This window comes from Paracoccus litorisediminis, assembly GCF_009711205.1.
Taxonomy (GTDB): domain Bacteria; phylum Pseudomonadota; class Alphaproteobacteria; order Rhodobacterales; family Rhodobacteraceae; genus Paracoccus; species Paracoccus litorisediminis.
Map to the genome: position 1 here is coordinate 1 of NZ_WMIG01000031.1, position 18,701 is coordinate 18,701.

Below are 18,701 nucleotides of genomic sequence, written 5' to 3' on the forward strand. Positions count from 1 at the left end.
AGAATGAACGCCTTCTGCGCTTCCGTGAACTTCGATGCCTTCATCGTTTTCAGTTCCTGTCCCAGCCGGGGAAGGTTAGCCGAAAACTCTAGCTTCAAACGGTCCAGTTTCGAGGGGGCAGAGCACGCTCCGCAGACACGCGTAACTGTATCGAAGTCTGGTCTATGCGCGAAACTACGCTACCGCCACCGATGACTGTCGAATAATCAGGTCTGGCAATTGCGCGTGAACAACGCGGCTCTTGCCTTCGATGCGATCCAGCAGCAGATGGATCGCATCCTCTGCGAGCGCCGCCCGGACGGCACCGGTGGCGAACGCGTCGATTGCCGCAAAGATACCGTCAATGTCACGGTTGTCCCGAAGCAGGCGCAATGTCTCGTGATAGGCGATGTCTTCACCCTGTGCCTCGTCGAGACGGAGCAGGGTGACGGCACCACCATGGTTAGTAACGAAGGCGTCGTAGGCCAAGACGCTTTCGATCTGGCTGGTTCGGGAGGATGCGCCGACCAACGCAGCAATCTGACGGCAGCCGGTCTGTGCCAGATGGGTCAAGAGGAGCGTGGCGGTATCGAAGGATTGTAGATCGACCGCCGGGATGTCTGGGCGTCCCGGAACCGAGCCAATAGAGACGATGGGCGTCTTGCGCTGCTCGAAATGAGCGACGAGTGGGTCGTCGCGCATCGGCTCGATCAGGATCACCCCGTCGAAATCCGCCGTGCCATAGCTTTGCGCCGAGGGATGCGGTGGGATCAGGCAGAGCGCAAGGTCGCGCGTCAAGGCCGACATGGCCGCAGAGGCGGCAATCTCCATCAGGAAACCCAGCCGGGACGGGCCTGCGGCGACCTCGAAGGGCATCGAAGAGGCCAGCGCAATCGTTCCGGTTCTGCCGCTGCGCAGCGCCCGCGCCGTACTGCTGGGATGATAACCGATCTGCTCGGCCAGAGCATGGATGGTCTTGCGCGTTTCCGGGTCTACGTGACGACGGCCGCTAAAGGGCCTGCGGGCCTTGGTGCAAGATTGCCCTTCATCATGGTGCCGGGCGGGGCTCCGATCGCGATATTTTTGGCCATCGCCAGCCAGACCGATGTGCAGACCGCTGTCGGTGCGGTGCTGCTGACCGGGATGTTTTATTTCATCGCGTTGCCCGTCTTCCGGCGCTTGCTGCGGTTCTTTCCGCCAATCGTGGTCGGAACCATGCTGCTGCTGGTCGCGGTGAACCTGGTTAAGATTTACGGCGGGACCATCACCGGCAAGCCGGGCAGCGAGAATTTCGCCGACCCGGTGAACATCGGACTGGCGCTGGCGACCATTGCGCTGACGGTGATCTTTTCGCGCGTGTTCACGGGTACGATGCAGCGCATTTCGGTCATGCTGGAACTGGTCGCGGGCACCTTGTTGGCGGCTGCGCTTGGCAGGTTCGACCTTTCCGGCGTCATGCAGGGGCCGCTGATCGCCGTGCCGCAGCTGTTTCCCTTCGGGATGCCGAAATTCGATATCATCGCATCGCTGCCACTGATCATCTTCTCGATCATTTCGATGGCCGAGGCGACTGGCCAAACCATTGCCACGGCCGAGATCGTCGAGCGAAAGGGCGATGTCCATCCGATTGTGCCAAGCACCATTCGCGGCGATGCGCTTATGTCGATCGTTGGCGGCCTGTTCGGCACGTCGCTGATCATCACCTCGGGCGAGAATGTAGGCATCGTTCGCGCCACCGGCGTCAGGTCGCGCTATGTCACCGCGATGGCTGGCATCATTCTGGTCATCATTGCGCTGATCGCCCCGGTGTCCCGGCTGGCGAGCGTCCTGCCCGGTCCGGTCGTCGGAGGCACCGCCGTTATCGTCTTTTCGATCATCGGGGTCATCGGCATCCATGTCCTCAGCCGTGTCGATCTGCGTGAACATGGCGCGATGTTCACTCTGGCCTCGGGTCTTGCGATGGGTCTGATGCCGATCCTGGTGCCCGGCATCTACAGCCAGTTTCCGCAATGGTCGCAGATGATCCTGGGCAATGGCTTGGCCATGGGCACGATCACGGCAGCCCTGGTCAATGCGGTCTTTCAGTTCAGCGCGCCAAGCGCGGTCAATTTCAAGGAACACGCCTGATGAGCGATCTGCGCCAGAGTTTTGCGCAAACCGAAAACCTTATCGTTGCCCCGGGGCGTCTGTTGCTGGATGACGGCCCACGGTCCGGCATGGCGGTGCTGCTGCGCGGCGGTCGCTTTGCCGAGATCGGCGCGGCAGCGGCGCTACGCGCCCGCCATCCCGATTTTCCGGTGGTGGCGTTGCCCGAACACCTGATGATGCCGGGCTTCATCGACACGCACACGCATCTGACCCAGTCGCTGGGCAAGTCGCTGGTGTTTGGCGAACCCTCCGAGATATTTCGCCGCATCTGGGTTCCGCTCGAAAGCAGCCTGAATGAGCGTATGGTCTATCTCTCGTCCAAGTTGGCGGCGCTGGAATGGCTGCGCGGCGGATTTACCACCGCTGTCGATGCAGGCACGCGATCAGCTGGCCATATCGACCAGCTTGTTCTGGCCGCGCGCGAGACAGGGCTTTGGCTAGTGGTGGCCCAGATCTGCAATGATCTGGGCGGAGCCGTCGTCGTCCCTGAGCGGGCCGAGATCCTGCGCCTCGCCGAGGCTCATCTGGCCGCCTATCAGGGGGATCCACTGATCCGCGCGTCACTGGCTGTTTCGATCCCCGAGGTTGCCAGCGACGGGATGCTTCGCGACATCTCGGCCATGGCTGCCGCAGCGGACGTCACCTTTCAGACCCATGTCAATGAGCATCTGGTCGCGGTCGAGCGCTCGCTGATTGCCAATGGCTGCCGTCCGTTGGAACATCTGGCCCGTATCGGCGCCCTTGGACCACAGACATTGATCGCACATTCTACGCTTGTCACGCCGTCCGAGCTGAACCTGCTGCGCGATACGGGAACCGCCGTGGCCTATAACCCGATTGCTTCGGTTTGGAAGGGCAATGCGGTCGCACCCGCCTTGCAGATGCAGGCGCTTGGTATTCGTTTTGGTCTGGGTACCGATGGCACACGCGCCGATGGCTTCCGGCTGATGGATGCGGCTGAGACCCTTCAGCGCAGCAACTACGGTCTGGCCTCTGGCGACAGTTCCTGCGGAGGAGGATGGCTGTGGCTGGACGCGGCGACGCGCATGGCCGCAGATGCCAGCGGGCTGACCGCAGTGACCGGCCGCATTGCCGAGGGTCTGGCGGCGGATTTTCTTCTTGTCGATCTGGATCGGCCCAAATTCACCCCTTCGCACGATCTGTGCTGGGAGCTGGTGCGCTACGGCAATCGCGACCAGATCGACGCCGTCTTTACCAACGGCCGGTTGCGCATGGTTCGGGGCTGGCCTGTCGGTTGGGATGCCCGCGCCTTGCTGGGCGAAATCCGCGAACTTGCCGGCCCCGCCATCGCTGCCGCGCCGATTCATCGCATCCATCCCACCGCCGATAGCGTGATCGCAGTGAGGGCCTCGTGACCATCAGCAATTTTCTAGCCCTGTCGCTTCTGGCAGGTGGATCAGCCTTTGTTCAGGGCGCAGTCGGTATTGGTTTCGCGCTGATCATGGCCCCGATTTTCGGCTTCTTCGACGCCAGCTATCTGCCGGTCACATTGCTGATCCTGATGCTGCCGCTGAACTTCCTTGTCGCCTGGCGCGAACGGGCCTCCATCGACCTCCGTGGTGCCGGCTGGATCACCTTTGGCAGGTTCTTCGGCACGTTTCTTGGCATGGCGGTGTTGATCGCGCTTTCGGTGCGTCAGCTTGAAATCGCGGTAGGGCTGCTCACCATTCTTGCTGCGGGCGTGGCGTTACTGTCACCCCCCTTCGCCCCAAGACCCACAGCATCACTGGGCGTCGGCCTGTTCACGGGCGTCACCGAAACCGCAACCGGGATCGGCGGCCCCCCGCTGGCTTTGCTTTATCAACACGCGCCCGGACCGGTCCTGCGGTCGACTGTGGCAACCTGTTTTCTGGTCGGAGAACTGATATCCCTTGCCGTGTTGATCGTCGCAGGCAAGGTCGGACAGACCCAGCTGATGGCCGCGCTGTCCTTGATGCCGGCGGTGCTGATTGGCAGCTTATTGTCGCGGCATACCCATTCACGCATCAATGGACCGGCGCTGCGTATGGCGGTTCTGATCTTTTCAATCGTCAGCGGAGCGGCGCTGATCCTGAAGGGATAACGCGGCCGCCTTCGCCTCTCCTCCGCCTTGGGATAGGAGCTTGCCAGTCGGACTGGTGATTTGCATTTTGTCCCGGAATTCATGGAAGCACAGAAGATGACCATTTCGAAGCGCCGGATCGATCACCTCGTCCTTGCCGTTCAGGATCTTGATGCGGCAGGTGCATTCTATGAAAGGCTGGGCTTTCAGGTGGGCGCGCGTAACCGTCATCCTTGGGGGACCGAGAACAGGATCGTCCAGTTTCGTTCATCATTCCTCGAATTGATTACCGTGGGCGAGGATCGAGCCCTGATCCCGCCACACGCGAACCGGCATTTCAGCTTTGGCGCCTTCGTCCGGGATTACCTGGAAAATAGACAGGGGCTGGCGATGTTCGTCCTCGACAGTGCGGATGCCGAGGCCGATGCGGCGCATTTCGCGCGCGCGAGAATTGGCGACTATGAGCCCTTCTTCTTTGAGCGCAAGGGCCGCAGGCCGGATGGCAGCGAAGCCCGTGTCGCCTTTACGCTGGCATTCTCCATGGCTCCGGACCTGCCCGAGGTGTCCTTCTTTACCTGCCAGCAGCATTACCCCGAGGCCTTCTGGAACCCATCATTCCAGATCCATGCCAACGGGGCGTCGAATGTCCGTTCGGTCACGCTGAACGAGGGCGAGACCGGGTCGCATACCGACTTCCTGTCTTCGTTTACCGGCGCAGAGCCGCTGAACGGCGGGCGCTGCTTCCCACTTCTCAACGGCGGTCGGTTGGATCGCGTGACATGCGCAGGGCCACGAGGCCTCACGTCGTTCAGCGTCGGCGTGCCCGAACTTGGCGGCCTTGCCGAGTGCTTGCAGGCCGAGCATATCCCTTTCGAAATGCGGTCTGATCGTATCTCGATTGATTCCGAAGCCGGCTTCGGCGTCGCCATCGAATTCGAAGTCGATGGGCCGGAGTTCGTATCCTGAACTGGTCCCGAACAAGCCGCGAAACCTCAGGGGGAAGGCCGGCACCGGTGATCCCCGCCACGTTTTGTGCGCGGCCTTAGCGCGTCGACTTTCGTTCTAGTCGTTAGGCTCCATGCTTCGGTGCCGAGTTTGGCTCGGTCAAGGATTTTCACGCAATACGATCGATCCCACGGAATGAGTTCCGAGCGTTTCCAGTTATCGTCCGATCGCACCCTGCTGACTCAGTCAACTCGAACGCGCTCGGTTCAGCATCGCTGTCGCGGTCAGGGCTCTTCGCAGGTTCACGTCACCGGCCTTCGTTAACTCGCCAGAGACATCACGCTCTCCCGATTGGCTTCGCGATGATGTAAGGCCGATCCACGGTCTGACAGCCTTGGAAGACGTGAAGCGGGCAGGGTTACCCGTCGCCGATCGGTAGGTTGGCGCAACGACTGCCCCGATTCCGGGTATGGCCTTCAGGCGCAGACAGATCGGATCCATGTGAGCCATCTGCCGAACCAGCCGTTCCCGCCCCGCGAGTTCTTGGCGCTGGAACGACTTTGCTCGCAGCATTGGCACCGTCGCGACCTGCAACATGGCGTTTCCATCAGTAAGTTCGCGAATGCGATGCTCAAACTTGCCGCGCGAGATCGTACTGACCTTGAGACCGAAGTTCCGCAACAGTCCCCGCAGCGGCATTTCTAGCGCGGTCATGTTCTGCTGGATGACCTTGCGGGCACTCAGCATCGCGCAGATCGGTTTTGATGGGTATAGCCTTCAAGATCCCTTTCATCTGACGCGTCTCCATCAGCACGGCTTCGAAGCCAAAAGTCGTTCTTTCGCGATGCGACCATTGCGACAGAGGGCCAGAATCGAGCCCGATAGCAACGATGGTCGCCCTCAAGAGCGCGCGGAAAAGCGACCAGCGGCTCCGGCCGGCTGGCAACCTCGGCTTCCCTGATGGGCCTTCCATTTTCGCTGAGCACACAGACCGCGGTCTTCGCCAGCAATACGTCCATTCCGACGAACCGTCGCATCCCATAATCCTCCATCCGAGTGCGGTATGGGAAGGCTGTCTCAACGTGAATGTCCGGCAAGCGGTAACGGTGGCGCGCGACGCTGCACCCGTTACCGTATCTCAATGAGTTTCAGAGCCAGAACATGATGGTGGCAGAGAGAGCGATGGCGGACATGCAAACGATTGGGCATCGGTCGTAGCGGTGGCGATCCTTCACCGATCCTTCAAGCGACCGAGCAAGATCTTGATCCGGCCGCTCCCGCAACCAGTCTGCATAGGACCCAGAGTCCGCCTTCGGCAGCCCGCTCAGCGAAGACGCGGTGTTGTTGCTAACCGGTCCGGTCGGACATGAAGAGCCGAAGCGGGCATTCCTTGGCGTCGGTGATAGAGTTAAGCCTAGCGTTCCGTTATCAGGGAAAGCCGTTCCCCAGACAGTAATTTGATCTTTCGAAGTCTTTCCTTCGCCCGATCAGCCCGAACTGGGCTGCATCAAGCCGTAATTGCTGCGGCATGTTTCCGAAACGAATGTGACGGAACCGTCTTGCATCGTCGTCGCGTTGTCTTGCGGTATGGCGCGCAGGAGGTGCAGGTGGCACCCAGAGCAAACTGGAAAGGCACGCTGAAGGTCGCCGAGGTGACCTGCGCCGTCGCGCTTTACACGGCTGCCTCGATCTCGGAGCGGATTGCCTTTCACACGATCAACCGGGCGACGGGGCATCGCGTGCGACGCGAGTTCGTCGACAGCGATACCGGCAAGCCTGTGGACAGGGACAATCAGGTCAAAGGCTATGAAATCAACGGTGGCGAGCATGTCATGCTTGAACCCGAGGAAATCGCCGCTGCAATTCCTGACAGTGACAAGGTGCTGAACGTCTCGGCTTTCATCGCCTGCGATGGGATTGACGAGATCTATTTCGACAAACCCTATTACCTGACACCGGCCGAAAGCTTGGCTGCCGACGCCTTCTCTTTGATCCGCGAGGGGTTGAAGCAGCAAAATGTGGCTGCGATCGCGCAGACCGTGCTGTTCCGGCGGATGCGGAATATTCTGATCCGCGCCCATGGGCCGGGGATGATCGCGACCACGCTGAATTTCGACTATGAGGTGCGCTCGGCCGAAGAGGCGTTCAAGAATATCCCCGAGCATAAGATCGAAGGCGAGATGCTGGATCTGGCTCAGCACATCATCAAGACAAAGACGGGCAAATTCGATATCTCTGGCTTCGATGACCGCTATGAAAACGCCCTTGCCGAACTGGTCAAGGCCAAGCTGGATGGTCGCAAGATTGCCGCTGCACCCAAGGCACGGCCGGGGAAGGTCGTCGACCTGCTGGCTGCCTTGCGCGAAAGCGCGAAACTGCCGGCCAGGAAGACCCCTACGCGTCGGAAATCGGGCTAGATCATGCCACTGCAAGCCTATCGGCAGATGCGGGATTTCAAGACCACGCCCGAGCCGCGGGGCCGTCGCAGCCGCAAGCGCGGCAACAGCTTCGTCATTCAGAAGCACGCTGCGACCCGGCTGCATTACGACCTGCGGCTGGAAATGGACGGTGTTCTGAAAAGCTGGGCGGTGACCCGCGGTCCCAGCCTCGTCGCCGGGGAAAAGCGGCTGGCTGTCCATGTCGAGGATCACCCGCTGGACTACGGCGATTTCGAGGGGACCATCCCCAAGGGCGATTATGGTGGTGGCACCGTCATCATCTGGGATCGCGGACGATGGTCCCCCATCGGCGATGCGGCCAAGGGTTACGCCAAAGGCCATCTGGAATTCGAACTGGAGGGGGACAAGCTTCACGGGCGCTGGCATCTGGTGCGGATGCAGGAAAAACCTCGCGACAAGCGTGAAAACTGGCTGCTGATCAAGGCCGATGATGCATTCGCCCGGCCCAAGAGCGCGCCTGATATTCTGACCGAGCAGCCGCTTTCGGTAAAATCCGGGCGCGACATTCCCGAGGTCGCGAGCCAAGCGGCCCCGACGAAGTCCCGGCGCAAGCCTGCGATCCCCAAACCCGAGGAAACCGATCCCGCAGCCTTGGACCCGAGTGGGCTGAAGGGGGCAAAGAAAGCGCCGCTTCCCGACTTCATCGCGCCCATGCTGGCCATGCTGGCCAGTTCCGCCCCTACCGGCGGGCGCTGGCTGCATGAAATCAAGTTTGACGGCTATCGGCTGCAGGCGCGGATCGACAATGGACAGGTCCGGCTGCTGACCCGCAGCGGACTCGACTGGACGGCGAAATTCGGCAAGCGCATCGCCGATGCCTTGCAGGCCTTGCCCCTGCAAGAAGCGATCCTTGACGGCGAGTTGGTCGTGGAAACCGATGCTGGCGCCTCGGATTTCTCGGCCTTGCAGGCGGATCTTGCCGAGGGCCGCGCGGACCGGTTCCGCTTCTACGTCTTTGACCTGATGCATCTGGACGGGTTCGACCTGCGTCATCTGGCTCTGGTTGAACGCAAGGCGCTGCTGGAGCAGATCCTGACCGAAGCCCCCGAACCTTTGCGCTACAGCAGCCATTTCGACGAAAGCGGCGCGATGGTGCTGCGCCATGCCTGCCGGATCGGACTTGAGGGCATCCTGTCCAAGCTGCGCGACGGACCCTATCGCTCGGGGCGCGACAAGGGCTGGATCAAGTCGAAATGCTCGGCGCGGCAGGAATTCGTGATTGGCGGATTCACTCCATCAGCTGCGACGCCGGGGGCGATCGGCTCACTGGTGCTGGGTGTCCATGACGCGGGCGGGCTGCACCATGTGGGGCGGGTCGGGACGGGGTTCAGCAATCGCGTGGCTACGGATCTTTTCGCGCGGCTGGAGGGGATGCAGATGCCCGACAGCCCCTTTGCCGACCGCCTGACCGCGCAGCAGGCCGCCAACGTCCGGTTCGTCCGCCCGGAACTGGTGGCCGAGGTCGAGTTCCGTGCATGGACCGCCGACGGACATCTGCGACATGCCGCGTTCCGGGGCTTGCGCGAGGACAAGCCCGCAGCCGAAATCACCCGTGAGGTTGCGGCCCCGGCAAAGCCCATACCCACCAAGAGGAAAGTGACCTTGACGCATCCCGACCGCCTGTATTGGCCCGAGGAAGGTGTGACCAAGGAAATGCTGGCGGACTATTATGCCGCGGTCTGGCGGCATATCGCCCCCTTCGTGATCGACCGCCCGCTGGCGCTTTTGCGCTGCCCGGAAGGGATCACCGGCCCGAAATTCTTTCAGAAACACGCGTGGAAAGGCATCAATCCCCGGATCGTGATGGTCAGCGATCCCAAGGACCCCAAGGACCCGCTGCTGAGCATCCACGATCTGGACGGGCTTATGGCGCTGGTCCAGTCTGCCGCACTGGAAATTCATCCATGGGGCGCGAGCCTGCAGGACTGGGAGCGGCCCGACATGATCACCATGGATCTGGACCCCGGCGAAGGTGTCGGTTGGGACCAGATTATCGATGCCGCGCGCGAGGTCCGCCAGCGGCTGACCGATGCGGGACTGACAGCCTTCGTCAAGACCTCGGGCGGCAAGGGGTTGCATGTCGTGGCACCCCTGAAACCCCATGCGACCTGGCCTGAGGTCAAGGCCTTCACCAAGGCCATGGCCGACGCGATGGCGCGCGATACGCCCGACCGCTATGTCTCGACCATTGCCAAGGCCAAGCGCAAGGGCCGCATCCTGATCGACTATCTGCGCAACCAGCGCGGCGCGACGGCGGTTGCGGCCTATTCCACCCGCGCCCGGCCCGGTGCTGCCGTATCGACGCCGGTCGCGTGGGAAGAACTCGGTCCCAAGATCGGCCCAGACCATTTCACCGTGAAAACGCTGCCAACCCGGCTGGCCGCGCTTGGCCCGGACCCATGGGATGGTTTCAGGGCTGCGGCTGTGCCGTTGAGGGTGTCAAAGCGGTAATCAGGATTTCTTGCCGCGCGTCTCTGCCGCCAGACTTTTCTTCAAGGCGTCCATGATGTTGACGACATTGCCGGGCTTCTCGGCTGGGGCCTTTGTCGTCTTGGGCTTGCTTCGGCCCTTTTTCTTGGCCGCGATGATGTCCAGAAGCCGGTCCTGAACCGGGTCGTGGGCCATTTCGGGCGACCAGGGTCGGGTCCGATCCTTGATCAGCCGCGTCACCAGCCTCAGTGCCGCCGGATCGCCGTCAGCCGTGTCCAGGCCGCCGAAATAATCGCCCTCGGGGCGGACCTCATCGCCATAGCGCAGGGTCCACAAGACGATTCCCTTCCCGCGCGGCACCAGCAACACCGCGCGTTCGCGCCGATAGAGCACCAGCCGCGATATCCCGACCATATCCGATTTCGCCATGGCCTCGCGGATGACCGAGAAGGCCTCGGCCCCGATCCGGTCGTCGGGGATCAGGTAATGCGGCTTGTCATACCAGATCCAACCGATGCTGCCCGCGGGCACGAACATGTCGATGTCGATCGTGCGGGCGCTGTCCAGCGCGATGCTGTCCAACTCGTCATCTTCAAGCAGCACATAATCGTCCTCGCCCCGTGCATAGCCTTTGGCCTCGTCCTTGTCGCGAACCGGCTTGCCGCTGACGGCATCGACATAGCGGCTGATGACGCGGTTTCCGGTCTGCGCGTTCAGGGTGTGGAAGCGCAGCTTATCGGCCTCGCTCGTGGCAGGCATCATCGCGACCGGGCAGGTGACCAGCGACAGCTTCAGATAGCCTTTCCAGAATGGACGCGGTGCCATGTAGGGCTCGTTTGGTAGGGGCGTGAGTCAACGTGGCGCAAAAGCAGAGGTTCCAGCCGGTCCCGACCCGCGACCTGAGCGTCGATCATGACGTGGCCAAATCGATCCGAATAATCTTCTGATTTTGCGTTAAAATGCGTTGTATGCTCTCGCTAAAGTGAGCGGGAGGATGCGTATGGCTGCAGCACTGGATCTGAACCCGAGCGAGATGGCGCGGTTGATTGCGGCTCTCGATTGGCCAAGCTGTGCGCTGGGACCGATGCACGAATGGCCTGCCTGCCTGAGGGCGGCCGTTGATCTTGCGTTACCGGCGCATGCCCAGATCGTCATCTTTGCCGGCGAGGATTACGTCGCGCTTTACAACGATGCCTATGCCCCGACCATCGGCAACAAGCACCCGACCGCGCTGGGTCGCCCCGCGCGCGAGCATTGGACCGAGCTGTGGTCGGATCTGGAACCGTTGCTGAAGCAGGTGAGAACGTCTGGAAGGACCGTCTCGGCGCAGGATCGACCGTTCCAGATCAACCGGCACGGCTATGTCGAGACAGTTTATTTCGATATTTCCTATTCGCCGATCCAGGACGAAAACGGCCAGATCCACGCCGTCCTGTGCATCGTCGCCGAGACCACCGAGCGTGTCGCTGCCCTGAATGCAGAACGGCGCCTGTCTGCGATCGTCTCATCCTCGACCGATGCGATTTTGGGGATGGATCTGGATCAAAGGATCACCGCCTGGAACCGGGGTGCCGAGGCGCTTTACGGCTATGCCGAGCATGAAGTAATGGGTCGGCCGGTGACCCTGCTTGTGCCGCCGGATCGTCCGGAAGAGGAAAACCTGATCATGGCGCAAATCATGAACGGGATCCGGATTGACACGCATGAGACCCAGCGTCTGCACAAGAACGGCACATTGATCGACGTGTCGCTGTCCGTGTCGGCAATCCATGACCGGAATGGCCGGATCGTCGGGGCATCGAAGATTGCGCGCGACATTGGCGGTCGGAAAAAGGCCGAGCGGCTGCAGCGGGTTCTGATGGGTGAACTCAAGCACCGCGTCAAGAACGTCCTCGCGACCGTGCAGGCCATCGCGAGCCAAAGCTTCGGTTCGGCTGAGCCCGAGAGGTTCAGGGGATTTTCGGATCGTTTGCGCGCCTTGGCCCGGGCCCATGACCTGCTGACCATGCAAAGCTGGGAGGGCGCGACATTGACCTCGGTCGTGAACGGGGTTGTTTCCGCATTCGGGAACGAGCGCTTTAACATCGACGGTCCCGATCTGCATCTGCCACCGCGCGCGGTGGTCACCTTGTCGATGGCCTTGCACGAACTGGCGACCAATGCGGCGAAATACGGCGCGCTGTCCGTGCCGACGGGCAGCATTTCGATCGACTGGACCTATTGTCCGAACAGGGCGGATTTCCAACTCATCTGGCAAGAAACGGGTGGGCCTGCTGTCAACCAACCGACCGGCACTGGCTTTGGATCGATGCTGATCAAGGATGTTCTGGCTGCCGAACTGAACGGCGAGGTCGAGCTAGACTATCAGCCGACGGGCGTGATCTGTCGAATCCGCGCCCCGATTGACGCCAGTTGGGACTGACGAATCTCGCACTCTCTTTGCGGCAACGACATGACTAAATTTGGATATGGCTTCCTTAAAGGGACGGGCTTTTCAGAGCTTTCGATGTTGGTTGTTTGGCCTCTTATGGCCTCCAAGCTATTGTATTGGTGTCGTTAAGTGGTGGCTATACTACAAATGAAAGACCGCACTCGGAAGTTCGGGATAGGGGCTGGTCAGAAGCGGGTCTGGTGCTCATCTGAATGCCAGGACCCCTGCCTATCACTTGCCTTCAGCATCGTGCGGCTTTCGAGCCAGCGATCGAATGGGTGTTTCCGCCGGAGCAGGAATGAATCCCAACTGTATAGGACGCGCATCCGTGCCACAGATCTGGTGCCAGAGATGTGGATATTCCGCTCATGCGCGAGATCCACGAGAAACCGACCTTTGAATAGCCCGGTATTTCGTGGACGCTTTCTTCTCTAAATTTTAGGCAAAAAGACCATGGTGGCACAGGCAATTTCACCGGCAATTTCAAGCGGACCGCGGCGGCGCAGATCAGCGTCCGGTCAAGGAGGTATCGGCCCGGCTCGGGGTGAGCAGCACTCACTCTGTGCCTGGAAGCGCAAGCTCGCGAAAGCGGCGTCAGGCGACACCGAGGAGAATGCGAGATCCGGCTGCTGAAGCACGACTGGCGCGTGTCGTCGAGGAGCATGATATCCTAAGAGAGGGTAAGCAATTTTCGCCATTGGTTCGTGGACAATGGCGACGACGTTGGTGGCTGAGCAACGGGGACAGTTTTCCGTCCAGGCCCCGCTGAGCAGGCGGTTTCAGGAAGATGGGCGCGTAAATCAGCTATCGCAATGAAAAACGCCCGCATTCATCGTATGTGTTACTGACGCCTACTGGGCCCGGGATATCCCCAAACAGCACCTGAAAGACGCCGCCTGACATGAAACCCATGCCAGAGCTGAGCGAAGCGGCAAACTGGCCGAAAATCCCGGGCCACCTGTTCTACAACCTTAATCGCACGTATGCGACAAACGGGGTGCGTCGCTCGCCGAATTCGAACGGCGGCAGACGGTAAGACAAGAAGAGCGTCTAAAAATCGGGGCTAATCATAGACCCATATCTTTCGGACGTCCTCGCGGACTACGTTATGACCCGATAGCTTGCTTAGGACAGTCAACGTGGCTGGCATCCGGAGCTATAGTCCTGTGGAGCAGAAGACATCGTCGTGAACAGAATGAGCTTTCCGTGCCTAAGGCCGAGCCTCGACCTCGCACCATTCGCTTAACGCCCTCCACGACGACTTACGCCCAAGAAGGCCTCCATTGCTGCGCCAGCAATGATCGACAACGGTGCCTGAACAACAGCGCGCGCCCGGTTCGCCCTAGGGGTTCCCACACACTCTCAAAGGTGCAGTCTCCGGCTCTTTGCAGACGAGTGGCTTGACGCCGGGCGGTCTCTTTGCCGAAATCAGGACTAGCCTCATCGTGTAGCAGCGGATTGCCATCACGTAACGCGGCAAGGCAGACGGCAATGCCACGTGTTCGGGAAACAAGATAATGACGACGGATCTGGCAATCGTACTGGCGCTGCTGGCTGCGGCGATAGCAATGTTCGCGGCCAATCGTCCCCGGATGGACGTGGTTGCGATCCTGACGCTGGTGGCGCTGCCGCTGACCGGGATTATCAGCGTTGAAGATGCGCTGGCCGGTTTCAGCGATCCCAATATCATCCTGATCGCGGCGCTGTTCGTGTTGGGCGAGGCGCTGGTGCGCAGCGGCGTCGCGCAACGCACTGGCGACCTTCTCGTACGCCATTCCGGCGCGTCGGACACGCGGCTGATCGTGCTGCTGATGGCTGCGGTCGCCGGGATGGGCGCATTCATGAGTTCTACCGGGGTGGTGGCGATTTTCATCCCCATTGTTCTGCGCATCACGGCGAATATCGGCGCCGCGCCGGGGCGGCTGATGATGCCGCTGAGCGCGGCGGCGCTGATCAGCGGGATGATGACGCTGGTCGCCACGGCACCAAACCTCGTGCTCGATAGCTTGCTGCGGCGCGAGGGCTATCAGGGCTTTGGTTTCTTCGACTTCACGCCCTTCGGCTTGCCGATCCTGCTGCTGGGCATCGGCTACATGCTGTTTGCCCGGCGCTGGCTGGCTGACAAAGGTCCGGCTGCGGCGAACCGGGGACCAAGGCTTGCCGACTGGATCGACAAATATGGTCTGGCGAAGCGGGAGTTCAGGTTGTGCCTTGGGGCGCAGTCGACGCTTGTTGGCAAACGGCTCGACCAGCTTGATCTGCGGGGCGCGGCGGGCATCAACATCCTCGGCATCGAGCGGTCGACCCCCTTTGGCCGCAGGCTGATCCTGCCCAAGGCCGATACCCTGTTGCAGGCCGATGACGTGCTGTTCCTCGATGTCTTCGGCAAGGCCATGGATATTGAGGAGTTCTGCCGCCAGCACGGCCTGCGGCGCTTGCCGATCTCGGGGGCCTATTTCACCGATCAGGCGCAGGAGATCGGCATGGCCGAGATGATCGTGCCACCCGGCTCGCCGCTTGTCGGCAGCAGCATCGCGAAGTCGCGGTTCCGGTCGGTTCATGGCCTTGCCATCGTCGGCCTGCGCCGTGACAACCTGCCGGTCGGCGATGTGGATGCGCAGACGGTGCTGCGCGGCGGCGATGTGCTGCTGACGGTCGGGCCGTGGGACCGTATCCGTCAGTCTCGGCACAGCCACGATCTGGTCGTGCTCGCGCTGCCGGGCGAGATGGACGAGGTGCTGAAGGCACCGTTCCGCACCATTCCCGCCCTCGCGGTCCTTACGCTGGTCGTGGTGATGATGATCACCGGGGTTGTCCCGAATGTGCTGGCGGCGCTGATCGGCTGTCTGCTGATGGGGCTGTTCGGCTGTGTCGATATGCCTTCGGCCTATCGATCGATCCACTGGCAAAGCCTGGTATTGATCGTCGGCATGCTGCCCTTTTCACTGGCGTTGGAGAAGACCGGCGGTGTCGAGCTTGCGGCCGAGGCGCTGCGGGGGACGATCGGTGATGCCAACCTTCGCATCGCGCTGGCGGTTATCTTTGTGACCACGGTTGTTCTGGGCCTGTTCATCTCGAATACGGCGACGGCGGTGCTGATGGGGCCTGTCGCGTTGACGCTGGCGACCGACATGGGGGCGTCGCCCTATCCCTTCGCCATGACGGTGGCGCTGGCGGCATCGGCCGCGTTCCTGACGCCGGTGTCGTCACCAGTCAACACCTTGGTCATGGGGCCGGGCGGCTACAGGTTCTGGGATTTCACGCGGATCGGCCTGCCGCTGGTCGCCATCGTTCTGGTCGTCGCGGTCGGACTGGTGCCGGTGATCTTTCCGTTCCATCCTGGTTGAACCTGCGGTTGTCGGCTGGAACCCGTCGCGGCAATGATCAGCGAAGGAGCCATGTCGTGTTCGATGGCTGCTTCGCTACAGAAGCACGATGGCGGGCGCCGTTGCATTCGGCGAGCCGTTATGTGCAATTCCTGAACGGGTGGCGTTCCCCGCCCCAAAGCTGATGCCACGGATTATTCATGACGCGTACCTATGGTCCGGTTCTTGCTGGCGGGTTCTGGTTGACCGCGGCGTTGGTGGCGGCGGCTCTTGTCGCGACGGTCGAGTATCGGCGCGGGAGCACCGAGTTGACGCGTCTGGAATCGCAGGCAGAGACGCGTCTGGCCGAAAAGCTTGCCCAACATGATGCGCATCTTACCGCGCTTGCAGCTGTGGTGCGTATGGAGCCCGCCGACCCGTCCGAAAGCGTGCAGGGGCTGGCCACCGCGGTAACCGCCTTCTACCCGCGCATCATCGGTATCACGACGATCCGGGGCGATGGAAAGCAACCCGTCACCTATCAATATGGCCAAACGCCCGGCCCAGCATTCGATCCTTCGGACGAACTGCCGGTGCTGGAAACGCCGGGCAGCACCGCATTCCGCAGCGATCCGGCCGGGGCGCGCTATGCGATCTATAAGCTGGTCGCGCCGGGGGTCATGATCCGCATGGACATCGACGCAGATGGGTTGGTGGCGGATGACACATTTCCGACCGGCTATTCCTACCGTCTGTGGCTGGCGGACGCGTTGCTGATCGAGCAGCCGGCCAACGGCCCCGCGCTGGTGACCGCGACACGCTCCACTGCGGTAACAAGCCCGAGCCAGCCGATGCGGATCGAGGTCGCGCGGGGGTTTAGCGTGGCCGAGCTGCTGCCGGCGCGCGTGATCCTGCCTGTCCTGTTGCTGCTGGGCATCGCGACCTGGCTTGGCCTCGTCTTCGTCCGCTCTGTTCAGGCACGGCGAAGGGAGGAGTTGCGCGCGACACTGTTCGAACAGGAGGCCCGGCTCGCCCATGCGGGCAGGGTCAACGCGCTTGGCGAGATGGCTTCGGGTATTGCGCATGAGCTGGCACAACCCGTGGCTGCCCTGCTTACTCAAAGCCAGGCGGCGCGACGCGCGCTCACGATTAAGCGCCCGGACATCCTCGAACGCGCCCTTGATGCCAATGTGCGCGAGGCCCGGCGTGCCGGTGACATTCTGGATCGGATGCGGGCCTATATCGCGGGAGAAACACCGCGCCTTGAGCCCGTGCCACTCGACAGGGCGCTTTCCGATGCGCTGCGTCTGGCCGAAGCGGATCTCGCGCGCCGCGGAATCGAAGTCTCAGAAGACATCGCCGGGGAATGCGCGGTGCGGATTGATGTCATTGCCTTTCAGCAGGTGATCCACAACATCCTGCTGAATGCGGCGGATGCCCTGACGGGGCGATCCAGTCCACGCATTTCCATCCGTGCGATTTGTGACGATCATCGCGCAATCATCACGGTGGCCGACAACGGCCCCGGCATTTCGTCCGACGTGCTGCCACGTGTTTTCGAGCCGTTCTTCACCACCAAGCGCAATGGCATGGGGCTGGGCCTTCCGCTATGCGCAAGGCTGATCGAGAAGATGGACGGCAGTCTTGAGGCCGGGAATGCGGGTGGCGCGGTTTTCACCATTCGCTTGCCCTGTGAAGGTTTGCGATGATCTATCTTGTCGATGATGACGCCGCCGTGCGTGAGGCGCTGGTTCTGCTTCTGTCCACCTATGGCAAGGAGGTCAGGACATTTCCCGATGCTGCACATCTCATGGCGCATCTGGACGCATCTCGTCCGGGTATCCTGATCCTCGATCTTCGGATGCCGATGACCAGCGGGCTGCAACTGATGGCGCAACTGGCCGCGAAGGGGATTTCATGGCCCGCGATCATGATCACCGGGCATGGCGATGTTGAGGCCTGCCGGCGCGCCTTTCGTGCCGGGGTGACCGACTTTCTGACGAAACCAGTCGACGAATATGTGTTGATGGAGGCCATCGCGACCTGCGAAGCGCAACTGACCGAGTTGCATGCACAGGTCGAAACCGGCGCGCTTCTGTCCCAACTGACGGCCCGTGAGGCCGAGGTGCTGGGATACGTGGCAAAGGGACTTGGCAGCAAGCAGATCGCAGCGGTGCTCGACATCTCATTGCGCACGGTCGACAGCCATCGCGCCAGCATCGCCACCAAGCTTGGCACGCCGTCCGTTGCCGAACAGACCCGGCTTTGGTTGGGCGCATATCGGTAGGACTACCGATATCCTTCCGTTGTCCTGCGAATTCTCGGATGCGTCCGACGCCGGTATCTACGGCCTGACCAACCGTTCAAGCTCAGGAGTTACCGATGCAATCCTACGCCCTTGCCGTGGCGCTCGCCCTTGTTGCCGCGCCTGTCGTGGCACAAGACACGGTCGCGCTGCCCAGCCTTGGCACACAACTTGCCGTTGATCTGGCCGAGGAAACCGTGGCGGCCTGCGCAGCTGACGGCTACAATGTCGCGGCAGCAGTCACGGATCGCTCGGGGATCCTGCTGGCGCTGGTGCGCGCCGAAGGTGCCGGCGCCCATACCGCCAACGCCGCGATGGCAAAGGCCTACACCTCGGCTTCATCGCGCAACCCGACCAGCGGCATGGCAAAGACCGTACAGGAAAACCCGGGCGCGGCGGGTCTGGTCGACATTCCCGGCTTCCTTGTTCTTGCCGGTGGGGTTCCGGTGAAAGCCGGTGATGCAACCGTCGGGGCGATCGGTGTCGGCGGCGCACCTGGTGGCAACCTTGACGAAACCTGTGCGCTGCGCGCATTGGAAAAGCTGGCTGACCGGCTGAAGTAACCACTTTGCCCGTGCGTTCCGCGCACGGGCGCAACCGGCGGAGGGTGCGATGCGGTTCGCGATACTGGCAGGAG

Annotated in this window: 13 protein-coding genes and 1 pseudogene; 11 read left to right on the forward strand and 3 right to left on the reverse strand. The window is 61.6% G+C overall.

Annotated features, from left to right (window positions below; all coding sequences use genetic code 11):
• Window positions 1-174: 174 nt before the first annotated feature.
• Window positions 175-855 (reverse strand): type 1 periplasmic-binding domain-containing protein, encoded by a 681-nt coding sequence (locus GL300_RS24280; RefSeq protein WP_246195404.1) that lies wholly within the window; start codon window positions 853-855, stop codon window positions 175-177.
• 63 nt (window positions 856-918) lie between these two features.
• On the opposite strand from GL300_RS24280, the gene GL300_RS24285 reads away from it, so the two are divergent.
• From GL300_RS24285 to GL300_RS24300, 4 genes are all read left to right on the forward strand, one after another.
• A complete protein-coding gene (locus GL300_RS24285; RefSeq protein WP_246195406.1) occupies window positions 919-2,106 on the forward strand; it encodes a uracil-xanthine permease family protein in 1,188 nt (395 codons plus the stop codon).
• A complete protein-coding gene (locus tag GL300_RS24290; RefSeq protein ID WP_155042263.1) occupies window positions 2,106-3,503 on the forward strand; it encodes an amidohydrolase family protein in 1,398 nt (465 codons plus the stop codon). Before GL300_RS24285 ends, GL300_RS24290 begins: the two co-directional genes overlap by 1 nt.
• Entirely contained in the window at window positions 3,500-4,210 is a 711-nt protein-coding gene (locus GL300_RS24295) for a sulfite exporter TauE/SafE family protein (protein WP_343043201.1), read from the forward strand. The genes GL300_RS24290 and GL300_RS24295 overlap by 4 nt, the downstream gene beginning before the upstream one ends.
• A 96-nt stretch (window positions 4,211-4,306) precedes the next feature.
• Entirely contained in the window at window positions 4,307-5,155 is an 849-nt protein-coding gene (locus GL300_RS24300) for a VOC family protein (RefSeq protein ID WP_155042264.1), read from the forward strand.
• 228 nt (window positions 5,156-5,383) lie between these two features.
• Here the strand turns inward: GL300_RS24300 and GL300_RS27565 are convergent.
• Window positions 5,384-6,171 (reverse strand): annotated as a pseudogene (locus tag GL300_RS27565) (transposase); the annotation flags it as partial.
• Between the two features lie 570 nt (window positions 6,172-6,741).
• Between GL300_RS27565 and ku (GL300_RS24310) the strand changes: the two are divergent.
• A complete protein-coding gene (gene ku / locus GL300_RS24310) occupies window positions 6,742-7,551 on the forward strand; it encodes a non-homologous end joining protein Ku (protein WP_343043202.1) in 810 nt (269 codons plus the stop codon).
• Between the two features lie 3 nt (window positions 7,552-7,554).
• Window positions 7,555-10,044 carry a DNA ligase D gene (gene ligD / locus GL300_RS24315; RefSeq protein WP_155042266.1) on the forward strand — a complete coding sequence of 830 codons (2,490 nt, stop codon included), beginning with the start codon at window positions 7,555-7,557 and terminating at the stop codon, window positions 10,042-10,044.
• Here ligD and ku (GL300_RS24320) read toward each other — a convergent pair whose 3' ends face one another.
• Window positions 10,045-10,848, reverse strand: coding sequence for a non-homologous end joining protein Ku (gene ku / locus GL300_RS24320; protein WP_155042267.1), 804 nt, complete (start codon window positions 10,846-10,848; stop codon window positions 10,045-10,047).
• A 175-nt stretch (window positions 10,849-11,023) separates the two neighbouring features.
• Here ku (GL300_RS24320) and GL300_RS24325 point away from each other — a divergent pair, with 175 nt between their 5' ends.
• From GL300_RS24325 to GL300_RS24345, 5 genes are all read left to right on the forward strand, one after another.
• Window positions 11,024-12,445, forward strand: a complete 1,422-nt coding sequence (locus GL300_RS24325; protein ID WP_211595390.1) for a PAS domain S-box protein — start codon at window positions 11,024-11,026, stop codon at window positions 12,443-12,445.
• 1,526 nt (window positions 12,446-13,971) lie between these two features.
• On the forward strand, window positions 13,972-15,801 hold the full coding sequence (locus GL300_RS24330) for an SLC13 family permease (RefSeq protein WP_155042269.1): 1,830 nt from the start codon (window positions 13,972-13,974) through the stop codon (window positions 15,799-15,801).
• A 179-nt stretch (window positions 15,802-15,980) separates the two neighbouring features.
• Complete coding sequence (locus tag GL300_RS24335; RefSeq protein WP_155042270.1) at window positions 15,981-17,468, forward strand: sensor histidine kinase; 1,488 nt, start codon at window positions 15,981-15,983, stop codon at window positions 17,466-17,468.
• Complete coding sequence (locus GL300_RS24340; protein ID WP_155042271.1) at window positions 17,465-18,046, forward strand: response regulator transcription factor; 582 nt, start codon at window positions 17,465-17,467, stop codon at window positions 18,044-18,046. Before GL300_RS24335 ends, GL300_RS24340 begins: the two co-directional genes overlap by 4 nt.
• Window positions 18,047-18,141: 95 nt before the next feature.
• Window positions 18,142-18,627, forward strand: coding sequence for a GlcG/HbpS family heme-binding protein (locus GL300_RS24345; protein WP_155042272.1), 486 nt, complete (start codon window positions 18,142-18,144; stop codon window positions 18,625-18,627).
• Window positions 18,628-18,701: the final 74 nt, after the last annotated feature.